The following is a 22,884-nucleotide window of genomic DNA, read 5'->3' on the forward strand; positions in this document are numbered from 1 at the left end:
ATGAAAAAGATATTATTTCTACTTTCAGTGGCGGCACTGCTGCTGCCTTTGGATAGTTCGGCCCAGAGCAAGCCGAAGATCAAGTCAGTGGATTTCACTATACAGGTTCCGACCCCGGGGATGTCGCTTTTCGATGCACGCGAGATGCAGTTCACATCTGCGAAGACCGAGTTCGGAGACCTTGCCGCCACGGGCGGCATCCAAGTCCAGGAGATTGACTGGATCGGGGATTTCCGCGAGGACGATGAAGGGGACATGTTCTTCAAGGACGGGTTCATATACAAGGCCCGGATCAAGTTCATGGTAGATCCTTCGGGCAAGTACGACACCGATTACATATTCAAGGACAACGACTACTACATCGACGGCAGCCGCATCAGCGCCACAGTCAACGGAGTGCAGGCCAAGGTCGAGCGCAGCGCTCCTTACTTCATCGACATTGAGGTATCCATGCCTGTTGGAGCCGGTGGAAAAGGCTCGATGCGTGATCTGGCACAGAGCAGCCCAACGGACTATGAGCTCAACAAGGACTCATACCGCGCATCGCAGAAAGCGTATTCAATCGCCGAGGCCGATGCTGCTTGCCCGGATGTGAGCCCGCTTGACGTGATAACCATCAATAATACGTATCACGCGGCGTTCCGTGCCATGCGCGAGTTCGGAGATGAGTTCATCGGGCATAAGAATATGCTTGTCACCAAGGTAATCGTAGATACCGATGACGAGCGCATATATGGAGATGTGGCATCGGACGTCAACAATACCATACAAGGCCCATTCAACATCAGGGAAGTCTGGCTCAGCGACAAAGTCGATGCGGTAAAGTTCATACGCGCCATATTCGCAGTAATGCAGGGTTATACACCGGAACACAGCGATATCTACTGCCCCGAGTTCAGTTACCTCTTCCATACCCAGCGTGCCACGCTCTTTATCCCGGAGACTGCTGTAGCCGATGTAAGGGCGATGTTCAGCCGTCCGACCTGGAGTTTCCGCACACTGTTCTCGCTGAAAACCTACTCCGGCGACGTGCACTCCGCACAGGGAGCCGGTGCGACGGCAGCCAAACCGTTCTGCACAAGCCACGTATTCACCGACAAGGTAGCTGCGGCAGACAAGGTTTTCAGGTACGGCACCTGTAGCAATTGGCCGGAATATTATTATTCCTGCAAAATCTGCGGAAAGTGCGAACACAATGACAAACACGTGTTCAGTATGAACAGGCCAACGTGGGAGGTCCGGGCTCATCAGTATGATCAGCCTGTTGCTGATGACCAGGCTTATGTCGGAGTCAACTCCGCCGGGCAGCATGTATGGTGGTACAGTTGCATCTGGTGCGGACACTCCGAAGGCTATGACCAGAGGCACATAACCAAAGCAGAATGGCAGGCAAGCGGCACAGAGGGAACATACGAGAGCTATAGGGACGCCATGGCCGACATGACAAAACAGTTCGAGGAGAGTGCCCTTCTGAAGACCACGGCACAGCCGGGGATGTTCATTCTCAAAAAAAAGTCGGACTCAAAGATGAGTCCTGCCTTCCAGAGTAGTGTGAACTTCGCCCTCAATGACAACCTCTTGGATGAAAGTGTCCTTGGCAATGATTATACACTTCCCCTGAATCACCGCCAGCTCAACTCGCTGGCCGAGCATCTCGTGAAAGAACTTACCGGCAGCGAGGCCACGGCGTCCTCCATTGGCCTGGACAAGGCTCTTGGCGGAAAAGCCCCGGCAGACGACTCCCCTGTCTCCCGCCAAGAGATGGCCGCCGTGATGTACCGTGCCCTTAGGTATATAGAAGAGTGCGGAGTATACTCATATACGGAGTTCGTTTCTGGGTTGGATAAATACTCCGATCACATCCGCATTGCCCCTTGGGCCAAGGAAGCCATGGCATTTATGGAGGCTCTCGGGCTTATGAACGCTTCTTCCGGCGGTACCCTCTTTCCAGAGAAGACCTGCTCCATCGAAGAAGCCATAGACCTGACCGAGAAGTGCACGCACGCCCACCAGCTCGGCTGGTATCAGGCAAGGTCGTGGGGCGAAGGTGACGGCAGATCCTATTTTGGCAATGTCTGTTATATACCTCACCAAGAAATGAGTACCAACCATACCTATGCCCCGGGTGAGAGGGTTTGGGTTACTGGACCGCGTTTGGGCGGGTCATCGAAATCCCTTCCGATTTTGGAGCCGTACACCGGCCAGATTCTGTATGTGGATGCCGAGTGGTTCCGTCCTGTGCGGAAGTTCGTCTATACATCGAAGCGCACAATCACAGGACCTATCATCTTCCAGGATTATTTTGATGGTGTTTCCACCAAGACTTTCTAAAACGAAGAAAGCGGCTAAAAAGGCAATAGACAGATGAATATCCGACGCCAAGGCGTACACGCGCAAATTCCTGACAGGATCTGCAAACTGCCGGGCAGATAAACGTAAAGCGGATAAAAATGCGCTGCTACTCTCGTAAAAGTAAACACAAAGAGGTGAGAGAAGATAGAATATTGTACTTTTGATAGGTGGTTCTCCTCGACTGTTCGAGGAGAACCATTTTTTTGAGTTTCCTCTCCCGCTGGTCGTACAGCGTTTCGGGATACGGTCGTACAGGACGGTAAGCCTCGTTTTTGCTGGTTCCGTCTAGCCGGGCTCGGTGATGACGCTGCCGGAGAGTTCCGATTCTGCGACCGTTGCGATGAGTACTTCCGTTTTTTCACTGCCTCTGCGGGTAGCTTCTTTCACCGCTCCGGGTAGATCTTTTGCCAGCCGCTTGCCCATGGCAGCCCTCTTCCACTGTTCCCTATGAGTTTCCATTATCGCCACGAGTATTGTATCTTTTTCGGCAAGAAAGCGACGCAGAGTGTCTATTTCGCCGCCAGGTATGATTGTAGAGTACCGTTGTCCGAGTACGCCGAGCATACTGTCCGTTCTCATGCGATGCGTATGGTATTTGTCCCTTTCCGCATCACTCCATCCTGCCGCAGCCTCGCCTTGCAGGGCAAGCCCGGTGACGTGGCGATGGGCGATGTGTATGTCCTCGTACATCCTCCACAGCCGTGCCACGCTGCCTTCCACTTCCCGCATCTGCCGCCGCTCATATATCAAAATGGCGATCATACTGCCTATGACCGCCACTAAGATGATATATCCGAAAATGATTTTATGCTGCAATGGCATTCGTTTCTTTTCCATACGTATCACTTCTTATCCTTTAAAAAAGCAAATTCTCACCACGGCAGACCTTGCAAGCTCGACCTGCAACAAAACTCAACAATATCTTTCTATTCTTCTTATCCCAACAGAAAGAAGAGCATACAACACTTCCTCCTTTCTTTATCCGAATACTGTCCTAACAGCTTTTGGAAACAGTCGTCAGTACACCGGTTCCTCAGAAAGCAAGGACGGGACGCACACCGACGCTGCTGCCGTCCTTACGGTCCCAGTAACAGCCCACGCGACCATTGGATTGCACGTACCAGTACCGTGCGAAGAATTCCGAGTACTCCGAAGACGACCAAAACCACCTACCGCTTCTAAAATTATCCTTGCTGTCTGTGGCAATTTTCTCCATCCATGCGTTTAAAGCAGCGGGAACATCGCCTTGACCTGACCAACCGAAATCATCGTCTTGCGATGAGGCTTGTTCATCCGGCTTTGCCAAAGCCGTACAACCGCCCAAATTTTGCAGGATGTCCCACCACTGACCTGATGCAGGAAGATACCAGCCGGTAGTAGTCGTGGGAACCGGGCAGGTCGTGTTGTAGCCGTCGGCGGCCTTGAAGGCGGGATAACGGTCGAAGTTTCCGCGATTGGCGCGGATATGCTCGCAATTGCCGTAACCACTGATGTCGCTGTAGTTCCGGGCTTTCGTCTCGCATTTCGCCAGATCCTCGTCTGTACCAAATAGTCCCCACGATTGGAATGTCGTAGCATTCTTCACAGCCATGACAAGACCGTGGACATTGCCGCCCAACTTATTTTTTTCTGCCTGACCGATACGCTTCGGGTCGGTTTGGAAAACTATGCCTACCACATTGACTGTCCGTACTTCGTCTGCTTCGGCATAATTCGGCATCAGGTTGCCATCGGCGAGGAAGAAATCACCGACCTGCAAAATGTAGTTCCTTATGGTTTCCACTGCGCCGTCCACCTTGTATCTCTTGTATTCCCCTTTGATAGGGTGTGGTGCGGACGTGTTGATGGTAAACTCCCTGTCCCCATCGTCATAACTTCCCCAGATAGCAGGCATGGACGGGGGCACCAAGTAGCGGTATGTACCATCGGCCATGCGCAGCGGCTCGGCAGCACTTGTGAACGTGGCGGCAGAAGGCACGGTGTAGTCGGGAATCCGGGCATCGGTAAACTTATATACGGTCTTCGGCATCTCGATAACGACCAAGGGTAATTCGTGAGCCATGACGAAATCGAGCCGAAGTTTACCATTTTCCAATGTGGGTGTGCAAGAAGCTGTCATCAGGTCGGAAGCGGTGTAATCCGCATACGAACTTTGGTCGACCTCCACCGGCCAGCGATTAACAAGCGGATAGAAGAAGGGTAATTGGGGTTTCGTAATTGCGAGTTCTAACAGATTGCTTATGACCGTGTCGTCCAAGTCCGCTTTATAGGGGTAGTAGAGGTAGTATTCCTCGTCCGACAGCCCTCCCTCAAGTGTCGTACCGGCCTCGGGCTTCCAAACGAGGCTTCCCGTGGCGGCATCCCTCTCTGCGGTGAGTTTCACGTTGGAATAAATCATCTTCTTATCCGAGTATAAGCCGCGGATCATGAAAAGTCCGCAGGCATCGCCCTCGGTGAACTCGGTGGTGTAGCCGTTCTCCACGGCACGGGTGATTTTACCGTCCACAGCCGATGTATTGTATCCCCCGTCGGTAACGGAGATGGTGAGTTGCCGCGCCTTGTCTTGTGCGGCAGGGAACTCTTCTTGCGTGCAGGAGGCGGCAAGCAGCAGGAGCAATGCGGCTTGCAAGAGGTGGTATATGTTTTGTATCTTCATATTTTTAATGGATTAAACAGATTAGAAAGCAAGGACGGGACGAACATAGAGCTGGAAATTAACATTACCCCATCGGCAGCTTATCCATCCATCATCAGAATTTGCTACCCAATACCGCATTGTGTTGCCCTTGAACTTCGAAGACGACCAAAACTGATGGTAATAGGAGAATTTGTCCCAACCGTCGATACCCCACATCCATTTATTCAAAGCGTCGGGAACATTTCCTTGGTTCGACCAGAAGAATTCATTGATGTCTGACGAGGTTTGCTGATATCCATCCGCCAAAGCCGGACAACCGCCCAGATTCTGCAGTATGTCCCACCACTGGCCAGAGGAAGGAAGATACCAGCCGGTCGTGGTCGTGGGGACAGGGCAAGTCGTGTTGTAACCATCAACAGCCTGTAATGCGGGATACTTGTCGAAGTTGCCCTCTAAACTACGGATAGATTCACAATTGCCGTATCCGCTGATGTCAGAATAATTATTGGATTTGGATACGCAGTCATTCAGAAAATCCAAGTACCTCGATTCGTTGCTCCATATGACTTTCTCTGCTGCGTTTGCGTTTTTAACGGCCATAACCAGTCCATGCGCCTTGTTTTCACCGCCCAACTTCTCCTTTTCCTTTTTACCGATACGGCTCTTGTCCGTCTGAAAAACAATGCCGACGACTGTCTTGCCACGTAAAGGGACGGGTTTATAATAGTCTATATGCATGCTGCCGTCAGCATAGATTTTGCGCAATCCGCCGTCGCTCCACGTACCGTCGGAGTAGAAGTAGTCACCGATTTTAAGTTCATCCGCCGTGAATCTTTGCTTTACCCTTTTGGAGGTGACGTTCTCCTCGCCATTTGCAACCCACGTGCCACTGGTCACCGACTGCACATCAATGCCGTTGGCTTTCACGGTGATGGTGTAGGCATACCGCTTGCCACCGAAAAACCCAAATTTGCCGGCAGCTTCTGTTTCGGGAGTGTAGGTAAAGTCATTGCTGCCTATGCTGATTCGGATGAGCGGCTTGCCCGTCATATCCTGCGGCGGCACTAACGCCTCGTATTTCTTCGTTGCGGCATCGTAATAGGGCTTTATCTCGCCGTCCGATTGGTCACCCGGTGATACCAAGCCGGCGGTTGAGTGCGTTAGCGGGTCTCCGAAAATGGTGACGGTCGCACCCTCCAACTCCTCTTCCGTAATGCCTTCGCCAGCTTTGAGAATTACTTCGATTTTCGCCATGCGGTGGATGAAACGGAGATTTATGGCTTGGTCATAACGCCCTATGGCACTGGCGTACAGGACATCGAAAGCGGCGTACCCGCCACTTTGGTCGGAAATATCCGTTTCCGGTTCTATGTCCGGGGTCCATGCACTGACGCGGGCTTCATCGGTGTTCTTCCAATAGAAGGCATTATCGGCATCCTTCGGGCTTGCATTGCCCGATGCGTCCATCACGTATGTTTTGTTACCAAACACGCCTTCCAGTGACACTCTAATCTCCTCGCCGCCCGTCCACGCATCCTTACCTCCGGCGCGGGTCTGCGGCTGCGCCACCTCCGCCGTCAGTTGCAGCGGGTACTTGCCGTCGGGCAGGGGCGCGGTGCTTTCATCCTCACTGCTACAGGAAGCGAGCACCCCACAGATGAGCATCATAACCGGCAACCAGCCGCCGATGCGCGGCCACGGCCTTCTCGCTATGTTCCTTATTATTTTCATATTGTCTTTATTTATTTCGTTTTGTGCCACTGCCCGTTGCGACGCGGGCTGCCGCACCATTTATTATATATGGCGTGCCTCCGTCTTACGCCTGATGCACGGCAGTGGCTTTCAGACACACTACATTTTTGCATCACCCGCGTGGCTACCACCGTCGTTCCAGTTTTCGATGGTGCTTCCGCTAAGGGTCAGCCCCGTCTTCTTCACCGTGATGGTGTAGGTATAAGAATAACCGGCCTCCAACGCGGGTTTGATCATGTCCTTGTTGGAGTAGCTCTGGTATTCCCCGTCATCGGGAGATATCTCAAGCACCAAAGCGTTGGCGAGTGTCTGCGGGAGCAGGATCATGGTGAAAGTCATCACGCCCGTGGCGGCGTCAAAGGTTGCCACGCACTTGTCCGTGGCCGTCTTCGGGGCACCGGTGCACTGGCGTAACATCCAGTCGCTCACAACGCTGCCCGCGGTCGCGGCGGTACCGGTCTTCACATCGAACGTTCCCTCGTGAACCAGGCCGCCCAGCTTGTAGTCGGCGAATTCCAGCACGGCAGTGTCGTCGAAACCGTCGGTGTTCGACACCTGCACCTTGAGGATAAGACGGGCCATCTTGTGCTTGAAGGAGCAGTCGCTGCCGCCCGCGGCGGTGTTGTCCGTGAAGCTGACGGTCGGGCTGTCTTTATCGGCCTTGGCTCCCGTGGCATGGATGTAGTCCACCTTCTCCTGTTCCGTGGTCGTGGGCTGGTTGCTTGTATTTACCGTAATCTTCCCGTCTGTACCAGGCAGGGTGGAGGCGTTTGCGCCCGATGCGTAAGGCGCGTAGGCGGCAAAAGTAAACTCGAGGAAAGCGTCCTCGAAGAAGATGCCGCCACCCGCCGTCATCGGGGTGAAGTCCGCGTTGGTGCCGGTGCTCGTGGTCGCGTATCCCACGTTCTTGTACTTGCCGCCCATGGTCGTGGTCGTGCCAGGGGCATCCACCACCATCACGCCGATTCGGTCGGCGTTCCACCCGTTGTCCACAGCACGGGTCTTCGGCCCGCTCACGCCTGCCGTGATTCGTGCTTCCTCCGGATTGTTCTGTACCTCGTTCTCTTGTGTACACGCAGCCAATAGCGTTGCCGCTGCTGCAATAATGAAAAACCTCATGTTCATTGTCATAATCTTGTTTTTTTGATTAAAATATTTATCGTCAGTTAGCATCCCCATTGCCGCTTTCTACCTCGTTCCAGCCCGTGATGGTTGCGCCCGTTACCCCGGCCTCTACGGGCAAAAGCAGATTACCCGTGAGTTTAACCGGTTTGGTGCCGTTATTGAAGTCCCTTATGGCCTCGGTAAGGTCGCTCACTACCCGCTGCGTGTCACCGTTGTTGAAAGTGATGTCCACCGTCAGCGTATGCGTTTCCGTCGGGACGATGCCGAGCAGTCGGAAAAAGATTGTGAACTTGTTGTCGTCCTGCCTGAAAGCGTTTGTTACTTGTGCCGCTACACTCCGGTCGCCTGTTGCCATATCCGCTGCCGAAGCCACGCCGGAGAGCGTTGCCGTAGCCGACTGTACACGGCTGTAGTCGCCTTCCGTGGCGGTCAGTTCGATGTCGAGCCTGCGCACGTATTGTCTCATCGGGGCGGTGACGTGCAGGGTGTCGTCCGCCACGACGCTGATGTCCTGGTGCGAGGCGAAGAGGTAGCCGGGGTGCGGCTCTATTGCACCCGTCAGATCCACCGGATTCACCGTTGCCTTGTTTCCGTCGATACTAACCCCCTTCGGGGAGTTGTACACCGTCAGACCGTAGCCACCGGGCGCGAGCAGCGCGTCGAACACGTTGGTCGCCGCGCTCACGTTCTGTTCCCTCCCGCCGATGCGCAGTGTGTATGCCTGCGGTATGTCCGCCTCGGTGCTCTTTCCGCTCCAGTCCGTGGTTACGACCACCGCCCCACGGTCGGGGTGCGGCGTGTCATAGAGGTCGTCCTTCACGCACGAGGTCAGTATGGTCACCGCACCTATTAGATATAATAAGGCATAAGCCTTTCCGTATGCTCCCATATATTCCTTTATCTGTCGTATGATTGTCGTTGTATTCATTGTTCCTCCTTTCCGCTAAAAGATGTTCCACACCAGGGTGACACCCGCCGAGACGGGGCCCCACCAGTTCTTTGTTTCGCTGCCGCGCCTTACCCTCACGCCGTTGATGACCACATACTTGTCATAGTCGGCATGGATATAGCCCAACCCTAAGGAGAAGTCCATCGAGAGGGCATTGTTCAATTTCAGTTGGTAGCCTCCGGTGATGCCTCCACCCGTAAGGTCTCCCTGTTTACCTGTCGCGGAGAGCTTATAATTGAACTGCCCGGTCTTGAACATTACCCCAAGGTAGCCACGCTTCTCCTTACCTATATAATGGCGGAATTCGGGAGCCACTTCCCAAAGGGCGTATCTTCTGTCCTTTTCATTCCACGACCACGAAGTCCACGATCCGTTCACGGATATTCCCCATGACGGGTTGATGCGCCACTCGATGCCGAGGTCGGGCGTGAACGTCGCCCAACGCAGCAGGTTGGCACGCAGTGATAATCCCAAAGTTGTGGATGATGCCGGCAGTACGGATTCAGGCTGATTTTCCTGTCCGAAGGATGCCTTTGTCTCCTCTGCGTCTTGGATTGTTTCTGTAGCCTTGTCGTTTTCACGGAGTGACTGTTCCTTTTCTTCCTCGTAACCGGGATGTGTATCCTCCACAATAGCCGGCACTTTCTCTTTCGGCAGTATGATACGCACCGTCACGAAGTCGCCATCCGAGGCATGGTTACGGGTGATGAAGTTGTTTTCACGCAGTCCTTTCCGGGTAATCAACTCTGATTTCACACGGTTGGAACGTATCTTCGCAATGGCAAGGCTTGCCCGTTCCGACTTGCCGGAATTACAGTATCCGTCCACGTAAAGAGGCAGCCGTCCCTCCACTATGTCCGGTTTGTTACTTTCGATGCACTCTAGAAGGCGCGTAAGTTCTTGACCATTACCGTTCCATGGCACATAGAACATGTCCTTCTGCGGCACGAAGCGGAAGGTGTAAACTGTGTCTGTTTTCTGCTGCGCAAAAGCCGGAAAAGCTGCCGATGCCAGCCACGAAAACAAAATGAAGAATAGGATTCTTTTGCTCATTTTTTATATGCTTTTTAAATTTCCAATCCAGACTTGACATACAAAATAAGCGAAAAGATTTAAATTCAGCCCGATTCTTGCCTATAAAAAATGTCTCAATTGTCAGAATCGCACATCTTTGTGATTTAGAACGTTTTGGGTTTTGTCGTTCAGGCTATTTTTTGTCGCTTGGGCTATTTTCCCCATCCACACACACCGTATTATTCTGCCTCTGTTTTCTTCCATTTAACAGGGGTACAGCCTGCATTTTCCTTGAACAGCCTTATAAAATGGCTTGGTGACAAAAAACCGGATTTCTCGGAGATGTCGGCTATCGTCAACCTCGGATATCGCGCAAGCAGACGTTTCGCATATTCTATACGAAGTCCGGTAATCCAATCGCGGAACGACATGTCATACGTAGTTTTGATGTACCCGGACAGGTAGGTGCGGTTGGTATGAAGCACATCTGAAAGCTCCTTTATGGTAAGGCCGGGCCGGATATAACCGTCCGCATCGATCCAACCTTTGATTTTTTTCGCTATTTCGGCATGGAAAAAGGGGTATCCTGCCTCTGTGCCTGTTCCCGGTTTGTGTGTGTCACACAGGTCTTCCTCTTCAGAAGTCATGCCATCCTCCATCGCGTTTTCCACCTGTTCGTAAAACAGCAGATAGTTCAGATAGCAAAGGAAGAGATAAATGTAGAACGGTACCGATGACAGAATCCAGATATAGATGTATTCATCAGGCAGGAAAGTAAGCAGTCCGCATCCCACACCGAATATGATAGCCCAGTAGGTGAAAATGGAGAGCCATTTGATATAGGCACCGATATCGTCCGCACGGGTGTCATCGAAAATGCGGATGACCCTGTGATAGGCCCGGAGAAGCCTACGGGTCAGGAACAGCCCATAGATAACCAACCATGCGGCCAAGGCAAACATCGCCGTTGTCTGTAAACCACCTTTGGGTAACAACAGCAGAACGATGCCGGAAAGGATGGAAAACAGTATCCATAGACAGATATGTGTCCGTAACCTACGTTTGGTGATATAAAAGCGGTCAAGCAGAGTGGTGAGGGCCGAACTGAACAGCCAGTAGCACAAAAAATAGGTGGACAGGTTCATCAGGATGGCGGCATCGGTATTCTTGAACCTGATTCCAAAAAAGAAATGTACCGAATAGTTGGCTGCAAGTAACAGTATGGCTACCCCCATAATTCGCCGGGAACGCAGATAATTATTGAAAATGGCTTTTCCCGGGGTTGAAGCCAGCAAAAAATAAAAGCCGAAGAACGACATCAACGGTAGCGCAATGCAAAGTGAATAACTGTATATAGATGGTTCCATTTTTTATGCCTAACTATTTTATTGCAAAATTAGCAAAAATACTGAAAATATGGCGGATTTGCCGTGACGATTTACTTTCAACACCCTATTTCCCTTGCCACTATGGCATATTGATGAAAAAAGGCAGGAAAAGGGATGATATATCCCTAATCCTGCCACACATATCCGCACACTTGTTCACATTTTTATTCCTTTCGGTTTGCATACGAATCCCGCCCGTCCGATAACGATATGATCGGCAATGAAATTCCCAGACGGACTTCGGTCATTCGCCGGGCTGCGTATCTGCGGAGCATCTTCGGTTGGTTGTGACGGTACGTTCCGTACACCTTCCGTATCCGGCTTGACCTCCTGCCCGTCATTCTCCTTTTCGGCGACTTCGGGCACGGGCGGCGCAAGCTCCAACTGTATCTTGCGGTCGAGCGCGGCAAGTTCGGACTTCAACTGTTTCAGTTCATCTTCTTTTTTCCATACCTTGCCCGCTATTTTCTGCAACTGCGGAATATCCCTCTCCAATGCCTCGTTTTTCGCCTTGTACTGGTCAATGGTGGAGGGTATCTTCTCCAGTGCGTTCAGGAAGTTGCGTGCGGCGGCCACCGGGTCAGCCATCGCCAGATGCCCGTTGTTGTAGGTGTACTTGTAGTTCCCCTCCACCACGAAGCGGTTGTCGGTAAACTCCAGCCCCTCTTTGAGCATCCTCTCGCTGACCACCTTTATCGGGAAACCGTAAAGTTCTCCGACAGGATTGTACAGTCCGCCCGTCGTGGCGTTCTTGGCTATCTCCTGCAAACGCTTTCTGATAACCTTCTCATCCGAAGAAGAAACGCCGTCCTCCTTGACCGCATTCAGGCGGTTGCCCTCCTTGTCGGTCTTGACGACGGAAAGGAAACGGTTCCAGTCCTCCGTCATGGCATTGATGACCGCCGTGTTGTTGCGAAGTTCCCCCGTCTTGGCTTCCAATTTGAACTCCGAATCGCGCTTGCCCTTGCCCCACGACTTGCGTTCCCCTTCGAGCGATGCGATTTTCTTCTCCAATTTCGCCTTGTCGAGCAGGTCGGTGTTGCCGGAGAGCAACGCCATGTACTCCGAGAAGTTCATGCCCGACTTCTCGTCCATAGCCCCCTCGTCGATGGTACGCGCTCCCAACGCGCCGGACTTCAACTGCGAGATGAACGTCTGCTTGCAGTGCAGCAGGTTGAACTTGTAGCTGTCAAGCGACTTCTCCACGGCATAGATGATGACGTCCACGTTGTTACCGGCAAAATGCTTGGCAATCTCGTTGCCCGCCCTGACTCCCCGTCCATCCTCCTTGTTTGCAGCTGACAACCGGCGATAACTGTAAAGAGCAACTCCTTCCACGCTATTGGTTCAAGTGTGGAATTAAGGTAACAGGCTCTGACAAAGCCCACAAGTATAAATAAGCAACAGCCCACGCCTGTTTGAGACGTAAGGATATCAGCTTATTCTCTACTTGTTTTGAATTGTCAGATTCGTTACCTGAGAATAAAGCCAAACACTTTCCCGTGTTATGTATGTCTGCATTGCCTGCAACAGGCAGTACAAGATAAAGATAACAAAAATATCGAAACATAATACTAACTAAGTGTCCCCTTTTCGGGCTGTTGCATATTATTTGTCCATATTGCGATGCAATGCTTTTTCATATATTTCCGCGACTCTGCGGCGTAATGAAGCGGGTTTTATAACGGTTAACGAAGTGCTTCTGGAGAGTAACTCTATCACGAAATCGTTTGTAATTCGAAGCCGGACGCTTATTCTGAATTCATTTTCCGTATCGGTAAGGATGGTTTGCGAATGATGCAGCGGAACCGATTTCAGGAAACGACCGTCGAGAGCACTGTATGAAAGGACTATATCCTCTACCGGAATGTCCTCCTGATTCCAAATGCCGAAACAGTCTTTGAACAGATTGGCGATGTCGATGGTTTCGTCTCTTTCAAAAGTATCTGCAAGTATCTGAAAGTTGGAAATACGCTCTACGCCGAATAGTTTTAGTTATTATTGCTGCTGCCGGGTGGCGCCGTGCAGAATGTTGCATTGCTGGCTTTGGCAGCATGGCTGGTGATTTACGGGCTTGTGCTGGCCCGCAGGGTCATTGTCGCATACCGCAGAGCCGTCAGGATTTTCGATGACACGCATGCAGATGATATAGGGGCATATATAGAATGGCTGTCCACCTTTACCTATTGGACTGTTATCTTCGGTGTCGGATGCGGATTGCTGACATTCCTGCCTAACAAATATGTTTTTATTTGGATTTTGTCGTCAATACCGTTCTACAGCTATCTTTTCTACAGCTATCAGAACTACCTGCTGTTCTATGAACAGGTGGAAAATGCGTTTGAGCAGGATATACAATCTGAACAAGAACTTCTGACAAATTCGGGAACTGAACCCGAAATGGTTTCAGAAGAGGAAGTTCCAGTGTCCTATACAGAAATTATAGAGAAGGTGGACAACTGGATAAAGACAGACGGCTATGTCCAGCAGGGACTTACCATAAAAGAACTGTCCGAAATACTTCATACGAACCGTACCTATCTTTCCGCTTATATCAAGACTACGTATAAAATGACATTCCGCGAATGGATAACCGGTCTCCGGTTGGAGTATGCGAAAAACATACTGAAGGAGCATCCGGAAATCAATATACAGAAGCTGGCTGAGTCTTCCGGTTTTCTTTCCCGCAGTAACTTTATCAAATCATTTACCGAGAAGGAAGGATGTACGCCTGCCAAGTGGAAAAAAGCAAATCTGGAATAATTTGTGTGGTAAAAAGCCGATGAAAAAGGTCTCAGAAGCCCATTTTCAAAAAGTGCTAATTCGACAAAAAAGTGCTCAAACGACAATTTGAAAAGTGCTCAAACGACAATTTTTATAAAACGCTGTATTTCAACAGAAAAAGTTTTTGTAATATTTTGGGCGCTGAATGGCATTTATTACCTTTGGAGAAGACAAAGATAATAAATTCAAGTTTATATGAGCAGAAAAATCACTTTTCTCACCCTGTTTCTGTGGCTGATGACGGTAACTTTTCCTGTCATTGCGCAGCAGAAAGCAGACACGACCTACACCTTCCGGTTCGTTCCGCAGAAGGACATGTTCTACGTGCCTTGGAATGGCAATGACACGGAACTTGCCCGTCTGTTGGAATGTATCGAAAACAACAAAACCACAATTCTTGACGGCAAGCTGCCGCTATTGGTTGACGGCTACTGTAATTCACTGGGCAGTGAAGCCGAGAACCTTGCCACGGCGAAGATCCGTGCCAACCGTGTGAAATCCGAACTGATTATTCGTGCGGAAATAAAAGAGGAGAATTTCATTACCCGCAACCATGCGACTGAGGGTGATTTTGTCACCGTGCGCCTGACGGTACCGGTAAAGGGAACTGCCGCGACGGATGCGGAAGCACGACGCAAGGCGGAAACCGAACGACTGGAAGCCGAGAAGCGTGCCGAACAGGAACGGCTTGCCGAAGAGCAGCGCAAGGCGGAAGAAGCCCGACTTGCCGCTGAAAAGGCAGAAGCCGAGAAAGCCGCTCAACAAAATACACTTGCCGACACGCCGTCGGAAACCAAAATCACAACTGATTATCATCTCTCCCTGCGTGCCAACCTGCTGCGCTGGGCTACCCTAACACCAGATTTAGGACTTGAATGGCGCATCTGCCCGTCATGGGGCATTGCCGTAAACGGCTCGTGGACTTCTTGGAGTTGGAATGATAAAGACCGCCGCTATGCACTCTGGGAAGTGGCTCCGGAAGTGCGTTACTATATGGGTGAGAAGAAAGCCTGGTATCTGGGCGCGCTGTTCAAGGCCGGACAGTTCAACTACAAGCTCTCCGAAACAGGCAAGCAGGGCGACCTGATGGGTGGCGGCATCACCGCCGGCTACCAGCTGCGGCTGAACAAGGCACTGGCTCTTGATTTCAACCTCGGTTTGGGCTACCTGAATGCCGATTTCGAAAAATATGAAGTCATCGACGGTGTACGTGTACGCCGCGGCAACGAGACAAAAGATTGGTGGGGCCCCATCAATGCCGGTGTGACATTGGTATGGAAGTTATTCTAACACGGAGGAATAGAATATGAAAGCAAGACAATATATAAATATGATGGGAATGGCAGCCGCCGTGCTGCTCTCTTCCTGCGTGAAGGACACGCTCTATGACACGCCGCACCCCGACTACGGGAAGATTGCGGTGACAGCCGACTGGTCGGCCCGCGGTGAAGGTATCGACATCCCTGCCACATGGACGGTCACCATGGGCGACTATACGGGTACGGAGACTTCCGCCACCCATGCCCCCGACCATCTGTTTGCTCCGGGCAGCTACACCCTTGCGGTGTGGAACCCGGCTGAAGGAATCACGGTAAATGGTACCACCGCCACCATTGCCGCAGCCACGGGAAACCGGGCAGGCACGGATGCCTTTGTGAACAATGCCCCTGGATGGTTCTTCACCTATACGAAACAGGTGACCATCGAGAAAGACAAGGACTATCCGCTGACCGCCGCAATGAAGCAGCAGGTACGCGAACTGACGCTTGTCGTCGAACCTACGGGTGATGCCGCTGGACGCATCACGGAGATTGTTGCCCATCTGACGGGTGCAGCCGGAACACTCGACTTCGCTACCGATACCTACGGAGCCGCTTCAAACGTCGTGCTGCCCTTCACCAAGATAACCGAAGGTGACGATGCCGGCAAGTGGAAAGCCACGGTGCGGTTGCTGGGTGTGACTGGTACGGAACAACTGCTGACGGCTGAAATCCGCTATGCCGACGGCAACCCGACCCCCACCACGCTAAAAAGCGACCTCACAGAAGCTCTCAAGGAGTTCAACACCAGAAAGGGCGCATCGCTGACCCTCGGCGGAACGCTGGTTGAGACTCCCGAAGGCATGGAAGTGGACGGAGCCGAAATCAACGGCTGGGAAGAAGTGAAAGGTGATGATGTAAATGCCGATTTGTAACTAATAAAATTATAGATATAATGAAGACAAGATTTTTTGCACTTGCGACGCTGGCCCTCGCACTGGCAGCCTGCAACAACGACAACGAGAACCTGAACGGTGCCCCCGTGGCCGCCCAGTTTACCGCCAACATCGCCCCCGCCACCCGCGCCAGCGGAACCACCTGGGACAACGGCGACCGTATCGGCATCACCGACATCGGCAACGACACCCAGTACGGCAACGTGCCTTTCATCTTGAAAAACGGGAAATTTGAGGCAGAAGGAAAGGTTATCTATATCGAAGATACAAAGACCCATACTTTCCGCGCCTACTATCCGTACAACGCGGCGGGAGGCATCCTCGCAGCCACGACCGATGCCACGGCGCAGCAGAACAAGCCTGCCATCGACTTCCTCTTTGCTTCAGGAGCCACGGGAGACAAAAACAACCCGGTAGTAAGCTTTACCGACAAAACCGCCAAAGGCGGTGAAGACAACTCCTTCCACCACCGCATGAGCCGGATAACCCTTACCTTCGAGGCGGGCGACGGCGTGGATTTCAGCGTGGTCAAGCCTGAACGTTACACGCTGGACGGATTGTTACTCACCGGTACGTTCAACACGGCCGACGGTATTGCCACCGCAGACAACGGAGTACAGACCGGAGAACTGGCCATGAATCTGGCAGACGGCAATCTCACGTCATCGATCATCCTCTTCCCGCAGACAGTTGCATCCCTGCCGTTGGTTGTGAATTACAAAGGTCAGGAATATCATGCCACACTCACCATGCCCGAAGGCGCACTGCTGGCGGGCAACAACTATACCTATACCGTCAAGGTACGCAACAAAGTCCTTGAAGTCAGCGAAGCCACCATTGCAAAGTGGAACGATATAGACGGTGGAGATGTGGGTGCTGACCTGTAGGATTTTAATAATTAATCGATTAGAATAAAGAATTATGAGACATAGATTATTTATCCCCGCAGCCACCGCACTGCTGTTCGCCCTCGCCGCCTGCACGCAGGACGAACTTGCTGACGATAACCGTCTGCCCGAAGGTGAATACCCCGTCGTCATCCGTGCCACCGGACTGTCCGTAGAAGCAACGCCGCTGGCAGCCCCTTCCACTCGTGCCGCTGTGGACGGCGATTGGCAGGGCGTCACTTCCGTGGCACTCAAGATGGGCGATGCGGTAAAGGAATACACCGTAACGGCTTCTACCGATTTCAAGAGTGCCACGCTTTCACGCGAGAACGATCCGTACTACTGGACCAGCCGCGACCCGATTACCGTATCGGCATGGTGGCCCTTCAACAATGCCGACATCACACAGATGCCTGCCGTGAAGGTGGCCGAAGACCAAAGCAAACTGGCTGACTTCCAAAACAGCGACTTCATCTCTGCTGAGAACCGGAAGGTGGAATTTAACAACCCGACTCTTGAATTTACCCACCGCACGGCACGCGTGACAATCGAACTGAAGCCCGGCACGGGATTCACGAGCGTGGACGGTGCCACGGTGAGCCTCGTGAGCCTGTCCGCCGATAACGGTAACCCGACCGCCATCAAGACCTACAACGCAAGCGGCAACACCTACGAGGCACTGACCGCCCCGCAGACCGTTGCGGCAGGCAAGCCGTTCATCCGGGTGGAACTCGGCAGCGGCACCTTCTACTTCCGTCCACAGAACAACGTCGTATTAGAAGCGGGCAACCGCTATAAATATACCGTTAAGGTGAACGCCACTGGCTTGACATTAGAGGGTTGCACCATCGGTGATTGGGCTGACGGCGGCGGCGAGAGTGGTGCAGCCGAGTTGGGCTACATCTACGATAGCAACACCAATACCTACACGGTCTATAACGCCGACGGCCTGCTGGCATGGAACGAAGCCGCACAAAAAGACAGATCGATAAATTGCACCCTCACCGCCGACATCGACCTCACGGGCAAAGACTGGTCACCGATAGGCACAAACTTTTATAACTCATACACCGGCACCTTCGACGGCGGGGGCCATACCATCATGGGGCTGACCGTTACGACAAATGACCAATATGTGGGTCTGTTCGGCAGGCTCGGTAAAGCTGGCACGGTGAAGAACGTGGTGATGGATGGCATACAGATAACATGCAATCACAGGTTGGGCTATGCCGGCGGCGTGGCAGGATTTAGCTGGGGAGGCACCATTGAAAACTGCTCGGTGTCGGGCAGCGTCAGCGGCACGATATGCGCCGGCGGTGTGGTGGGTATTCAATGGGAGGCTTCCATCACCGGATGCAGCTCCTCCGCCACAGTGAAGGGAATGGTCCAGGTCGGCGGCGTGGCAGGTGAGACGAATTCGGGTGCCACCATGGCCGCTTGCTATGCCACAGGCAACGTGACCATAGAAATAGACCCCATAAATAATATCCTTGGCGGCGGTCTGGTGGGATTCAACGCAGGAAGCAGCGTCCTTGCCTGCTATGCCACGGGCAACGTAACCAGTACGGGTAGTGGCACTGGCAATGTGCATATCGGCGGCTTTTTGGGAGATAACTACACCACCGTGACCGCCGGCTATTGGAAGAACAATCATGAACAAGGCATCGGCTATAATAAGGAAGGCATCGTCCCCGAAGCCACGAAGGTGGACGGCACTGGCGTTACCTGGCAGAACGCCGTTGATGCCATGAACACCGCCTTGCAGAACGCAGGCTCAGAGTGGCGTTACGAACTTAACGGAGCATTGCCCACCTTGAGGAAGCAGTAAACCGTCGGGCGGAAAAAGTTCTGCCCGCAACGGAAAGAACCAGAGTAATAAAACAACAGATATTATGAGGATAAGATTTTTTGCACTTGCAGCGCTCGCCCTCTCACTCGCCGCCTGCACGCAGGACGAAGCGGGCTTTCTGCCGGAAGGGGCGGAAGGCACACCCATCGTCTTCACCGCCACGGGGCTGAATCCCGCCGCGAAAGCCATCGCCGGCACCCGTGCCCCCGCGGATGGCAATTGGGAGGGTGTGCAGAGCGTGGCAGTGCTGATGGACGGCATGGTGAAGACGTACGACGTGACGCCCTCCACCGCCGACCCCACCAGCGCCACGCTGACCTCCACCGACCCGTACTACTGGACCAACCACAACGACATCACCGTCACAGCGTGGTGGCCCTACACCGAGGGCGAGACAACCCCTTCTGCTGTGAAGGTAAAAGCCAACCAAAGTGCCCGGAAAGACTTCGAGGGCAGCGACCTCATCGTAGCCGACGGACAGACGGTGACCTATGGTAGCCCCACGCTCCGCTTCACCCACCGCACGGCGCGGGTGACCGTCGTTCTGACGGACTACACCGAGGGGCTGGCATCCGTGCAGCTGACGGGTCTCTCCACCGAGAATGACAATCCAGATAAAATCACCCCGTATGACAAGGGCAGCAACACCTACATCGCCCTCGTAGCCCCGCAAAGTGTGGCAGCTGGCAGGACCTTCATTACGTGCACCTTCACTAACGGCAAAACCTTCGTTTATAAGATGAAGAATGCTACCGACTGGCAGGCGGGCGGTGAATATACCTACACCGTCTCCCTCGCTGCGGCAAAAGACCTGGGCTATACCATAGAGAGCGACGGCAGCTACACCGTGACCTCCGCCGATGGCCTGATGAATGTAGCCGAATTAGTGAACGGAGGTAAGACCGACATTAACATTACCCTCGACAAAAACATTGATCTGACGGGCAAAGGCTGGACGCCGATAGGCACAAGCTTCGATAACTCATACAAAGGCACTTTCGACGGCGGCGGCCATACCATCACGGGGTTGACCGTTACGACAAATGACCAATTTGTGGGTCTGTTCGGCTATCTCAATAGAGCTGGTATGGTGAAGAACGTGGTGATGGAAGGCATACAGATAACAAGCAATCACATGTTTGGCTGTACTGGCGGCGTGGTAGGATATAGCTGGGGCACCATTGAAAACTGCTCGGTGTCGGGCAGCGTCAGCGGCACGGTGTACGTCGGCGGTGTGGTGGGGGCTCAATGGGGCGGTTCCATCACCGGATGCAGTTCCTCGGCCACAGTGAAGGGAACGGTCGATGTCGGCGGCGTGGCAGGTCAGACGAATTCGAATGCCACCATGACCGCTTGCTATGCCACGGGCAACGTGACCTTAGAAATAGCCCCCATAAATAATATCGATGTCGGCGGTGCGGTGGGATTCAACGGAGGAAGCCGCATCCTTGCCAGCTATGCCACGGGCAACGTAACCAGTACAGGTAGTAGCACCGTCAATGTGTATATCGGCGGCTTTTGTGGATATAACTCCACCACCGTGACCGCCTGCTACTGGAAGAATAATAAGGAACAAGGCATCGGCTACAATAAGGTAGGCACCGACACCGAAGTCACGAAGGTAGACGGCACTGACGTTACCTGGCAGAAAGCCGTCGATGCCATGAACACCGCCTTGCAGAACGCAGGTTCAGAGTGGCGTTACGAACTCACCGGAGCATTGCCCACCTTGAGGAAGCAGTAAACGTCGGGCGGAAAAAGTTCCGCCCGCAACGGAAAGAACCGAAGTATAACCCCAATAAAGAAAGGAGGACGTGATGGAACACACGGAGAATCCACCATATAGGTTTTGACATCAAGGCATTGTCAATAATAATATAGACTCCAGTGAAAGCATACAACTTTTCTTCTATGAGATGGAAATCGCCGAAAATAGCGTCGCAATAATAACAGCCGTGCGATAGGTAGCTATCGGCAACCGTCCGGCTATACCGTTTTTTTACCAGGCCGACCTTGAGTTGTCGCCCCTCTTCCGTCTGTAAGAAATCTTGTACCGCGGCATAGACCCCAGGATGCTTGTCTATATCATGATCGTCCCACGAAGACCGCTCCACATCGAAATCGCAGTTGCAGACGCTCTTCAGACTTGGCTCTACCGTATAGCAGTATTGCAGCGTCCCGCACTTCCAGCATTTCATTTCAAAAAAGATGATAGTAACCTTCTGCTTGGGCGCTGATCTGATATGCTCGCAAAATTTCAACTTACGCGCCAGTAAATTACTTATCAATGCTTTTAACGGCATTTGAACTTTCCCTACTTGGGCAAGTATGTTTGAATTTTCGTCCTTGAATATTTTGAACGCAGGAGTCTCTTTGTCTGCAACTAAAGTTTTGTCATAATCCGACATTTCTTTGGGGGCTATGCGGAAAAACCAGCAACCTCTTACGTTCGATGCCTTATACCGTTCCTGCCGGAGGCGGGTTTCTTCATAAGTCTGCCGGCTCCATTGAACCTCGAAAGCAATCCTTTTACCTCCCTGTACAGCCAAAACATCCGCCCTCCAATCCGCTTCGGAAAATTCGGGGATGGCATCCCATCCTTGCTCCCGACATGCCTCCATGATAGCGACTTTCGCTTTGAGATGCTCTGCAGACTCGGGTTTCCAATCACATGGATTTGCAGATTTCAGATGAACGAAATGCTTCAGGCCTTTGCTGCTCGTTCTCAAAAAGCCCTCTTGTCCGCAACACGGCAGTATCAAGACGGTTTTTTTGGCCTTAAGACGGGCTTTCAAAGCACTCCATTCTTCGTCATTAAGATCGATGGAAACAATTTCTTTGTCTTCTATATAAGCACGTAAAGGCATTGTAGAAATGTATAAGGATTGTTAATGATCTCGGATATATTACATCAATCCAAATATAGCGAATCCGAACGAAACGAGCAAGTTTTGCGGAGTGAATCATCGTCGTCTTAATATTGAATCACCATATATCTTACGCCGACCCGTCCAGCAAAATAGCCGCCGTAAGCGACACGTCAAGGCAATGCCTTGTCTTTGTCGCTTACGGCGGCTATTCGGCTCTTGCTGTCCGGGCGTTCCGGGCAGTCTGAAATTTTATTCTCTATGACACTGCTCACAAAACAGATCATCTCGAAATTCGAGAAACATCCTATCCACTCACAGGATGGGAAAGGAATGGATGCCGAAGTCCTCGTCAAGTATTTCAACCCCTGCGGCTCGGGCACATGGCTCATCACCGAAGCCGAACGCGAAGGCGACGACTGGCGCCTGTTCGGTTATTGTCATATCCACGAATGGGAGTGGGGCTGCCTGATGCTCTCCGAGCTGGCATCCCTTCGTCTGCCGTTCGGACTGATCATCGAACGCGACATTTACACGGCCAGGAAATACGTCCGGGATTTTCTGCCGCAGGATGAATGACGGCAAAGGCCTCGGAATTTTACTGCCCCTTGCCGACAACAGAATCATTACACAAAAAGAACTATAAATATGGCCACATTCGAAGAAAAAGCCGAACGGTTGAAGAAAGAGTTGGAGGAAGCTACAAACGACGACCAACGTCGAAATCTGTCCCGCGAATACGAACTTACCTTGCGTCTGCTGCGCATCATCCGCGGAGAGGTCTTTACGCTCGACGACATCAATAAATGCCGCATGGAGATCATGCGACTATATCCCGGATACGATCGTCCCATAACGGCCGAATCGGGAATCCTGCTGGCTGCGGAGGCAATCCGCAAGTCCTTCGGAAAGAAATACTATCTTCCGCTTTACAAATATCCGATCCTCATTGATTTCGGGACACCGGATGGGCAGATATGCGTGATCCATCCGAGCAACTATATCAGTTATACGTCCAAAAAAGGAGGGGAAGAGTGATTTGATCTTCCCCTTATACAGGCTAC

At 52.2% G+C, this 22,884-nt stretch carries 16 protein-coding genes and 3 pseudogenes; 9 read left to right on the top strand and 10 right to left on the bottom strand.

The window, feature by feature from the left end:
• The gene (locus NQ559_RS11560; RefSeq protein WP_033395497.1) at positions 1-2,331 is read left to right on the top strand and encodes a hypothetical protein; all 2,331 of its coding nucleotides are present in this window, start codon (positions 1-3) and stop codon (positions 2,329-2,331) included.
• 306 nt (positions 2,332-2,637) lie between these two features.
• On the opposite strand, the gene NQ559_RS11565 is transcribed toward NQ559_RS11560, so the two are convergent.
• From NQ559_RS11565 to NQ559_RS11605, 9 genes and pseudogenes are all read right to left on the bottom strand, one after another.
• A complete protein-coding gene (locus NQ559_RS11565; protein ID WP_019151205.1) occupies positions 2,638-3,189 on the bottom strand; it encodes a hypothetical protein in 552 nt (183 codons plus the stop codon).
• Positions 3,190-3,385: 196 nt separating this feature from the next.
• A complete protein-coding gene (locus tag NQ559_RS11570) occupies positions 3,386-5,008 on the bottom strand; it encodes a fimbrillin family protein (protein WP_018697520.1) in 1,623 nt (540 codons plus the stop codon).
• A 21-nt stretch (positions 5,009-5,029) separates the two neighbouring features.
• Positions 5,030-6,721 (bottom strand): fimbrillin family protein, encoded by a 1,692-nt coding sequence (locus tag NQ559_RS11575; RefSeq protein ID WP_018697519.1) that lies wholly within the window; start codon positions 6,719-6,721, stop codon positions 5,030-5,032.
• Between the two features lie 120 nt (positions 6,722-6,841).
• Positions 6,842-7,873, bottom strand: a complete 1,032-nt coding sequence (locus NQ559_RS11580; protein WP_026076624.1) for a fimbrillin family protein — start codon at positions 7,871-7,873, stop codon at positions 6,842-6,844.
• A 31-nt stretch (positions 7,874-7,904) separates the two neighbouring features.
• On the bottom strand, positions 7,905-8,795 hold the full coding sequence (locus tag NQ559_RS11585; protein ID WP_026318685.1) for a FimB/Mfa2 family fimbrial subunit: 891 nt from the start codon (positions 8,793-8,795) through the stop codon (positions 7,905-7,907).
• A gap of 15 nt (positions 8,796-8,810) precedes the next feature.
• Positions 8,811-9,869: a DUF3575 domain-containing protein gene (locus tag NQ559_RS11590; RefSeq protein ID WP_018697516.1), complete on the bottom strand. Its 1,059-nt coding sequence runs from the start codon at positions 9,867-9,869 to the stop codon at positions 8,811-8,813.
• 200 nt (positions 9,870-10,069) lie between these two features.
• A pseudogene (locus NQ559_RS11595) lies at positions 10,070-11,197 on the bottom strand (helix-turn-helix domain-containing protein).
• Between the two features lie 177 nt (positions 11,198-11,374).
• A pseudogene (locus NQ559_RS11600) lies at positions 11,375-12,505 on the bottom strand (DNA methylase); the annotation flags it as partial.
• A gap of 321 nt (positions 12,506-12,826) precedes the next feature.
• A complete protein-coding gene (locus NQ559_RS11605) occupies positions 12,827-13,189 on the bottom strand; it encodes a WYL domain-containing protein (RefSeq protein WP_083871083.1) in 363 nt (120 codons plus the stop codon).
• Positions 13,190-13,213: 24 nt separating this feature from the next.
• Here NQ559_RS11605 and NQ559_RS11610 point away from each other — a divergent pair.
• From NQ559_RS11610 to NQ559_RS11635, 6 genes and pseudogenes are all read left to right on the top strand, one after another.
• Positions 13,214-13,981 (top strand): annotated as a pseudogene (locus NQ559_RS11610) (helix-turn-helix domain-containing protein); the annotation flags it as partial.
• Positions 13,982-14,197: 216 nt separating this feature from the next.
• A complete protein-coding gene (locus NQ559_RS11615; RefSeq protein WP_026318684.1) occupies positions 14,198-15,292 on the top strand; it encodes a DUF3575 domain-containing protein in 1,095 nt (364 codons plus the stop codon).
• A 16-nt stretch (positions 15,293-15,308) separates the two neighbouring features.
• Complete coding sequence (locus NQ559_RS11620) at positions 15,309-16,196, top strand: FimB/Mfa2 family fimbrial subunit (protein WP_026318683.1); 888 nt, start codon at positions 15,309-15,311, stop codon at positions 16,194-16,196.
• 20 nt (positions 16,197-16,216) lie between these two features.
• Entirely contained in the window at positions 16,217-17,104 is an 888-nt protein-coding gene (locus NQ559_RS11625) for a fimbrillin family protein (RefSeq protein WP_018697510.1), read from the top strand.
• Between the two features lie 34 nt (positions 17,105-17,138).
• Positions 17,139-18,932, top strand: coding sequence for a fimbrillin family protein (locus NQ559_RS11630; RefSeq protein WP_018697509.1), 1,794 nt, complete (start codon positions 17,139-17,141; stop codon positions 18,930-18,932).
• Positions 18,933-18,996: 64 nt separating this feature from the next.
• The gene (locus NQ559_RS11635) at positions 18,997-20,697 is read left to right on the top strand and encodes a fimbrillin family protein (RefSeq protein WP_018697508.1); all 1,701 of its coding nucleotides are present in this window, start codon (positions 18,997-18,999) and stop codon (positions 20,695-20,697) included.
• Here the strand turns inward: NQ559_RS11635 and NQ559_RS11640 are convergent.
• Complete coding sequence (locus NQ559_RS11640; protein ID WP_083923909.1) at positions 20,663-21,820, bottom strand: competence protein CoiA; 1,158 nt, start codon at positions 21,818-21,820, stop codon at positions 20,663-20,665. The genes NQ559_RS11635 and NQ559_RS11640 overlap by 35 nt on opposite strands.
• Positions 21,821-22,081: 261 nt before the next feature.
• Here NQ559_RS11640 and NQ559_RS11645 point away from each other — a divergent pair, with 261 nt between their 5' ends.
• Together NQ559_RS11645 and NQ559_RS11650 are read left to right on the top strand one after the other, a co-directional pair.
• Positions 22,082-22,399 (top strand): DUF2958 domain-containing protein, encoded by a 318-nt coding sequence (locus NQ559_RS11645; RefSeq protein ID WP_018697505.1) that lies wholly within the window; start codon positions 22,082-22,084, stop codon positions 22,397-22,399.
• A gap of 69 nt (positions 22,400-22,468) precedes the next feature.
• The gene (locus NQ559_RS11650; protein WP_015546615.1) at positions 22,469-22,858 is read left to right on the top strand and encodes a hypothetical protein; all 390 of its coding nucleotides are present in this window, start codon (positions 22,469-22,471) and stop codon (positions 22,856-22,858) included.
• Positions 22,859-22,884: the final 26 nt, after the last annotated feature.

The sequence above is a fragment of the Alistipes onderdonkii genome, assembly GCF_025145285.1.
Taxonomy (GTDB): domain Bacteria; phylum Bacteroidota; class Bacteroidia; order Bacteroidales; family Rikenellaceae; genus Alistipes; species Alistipes onderdonkii.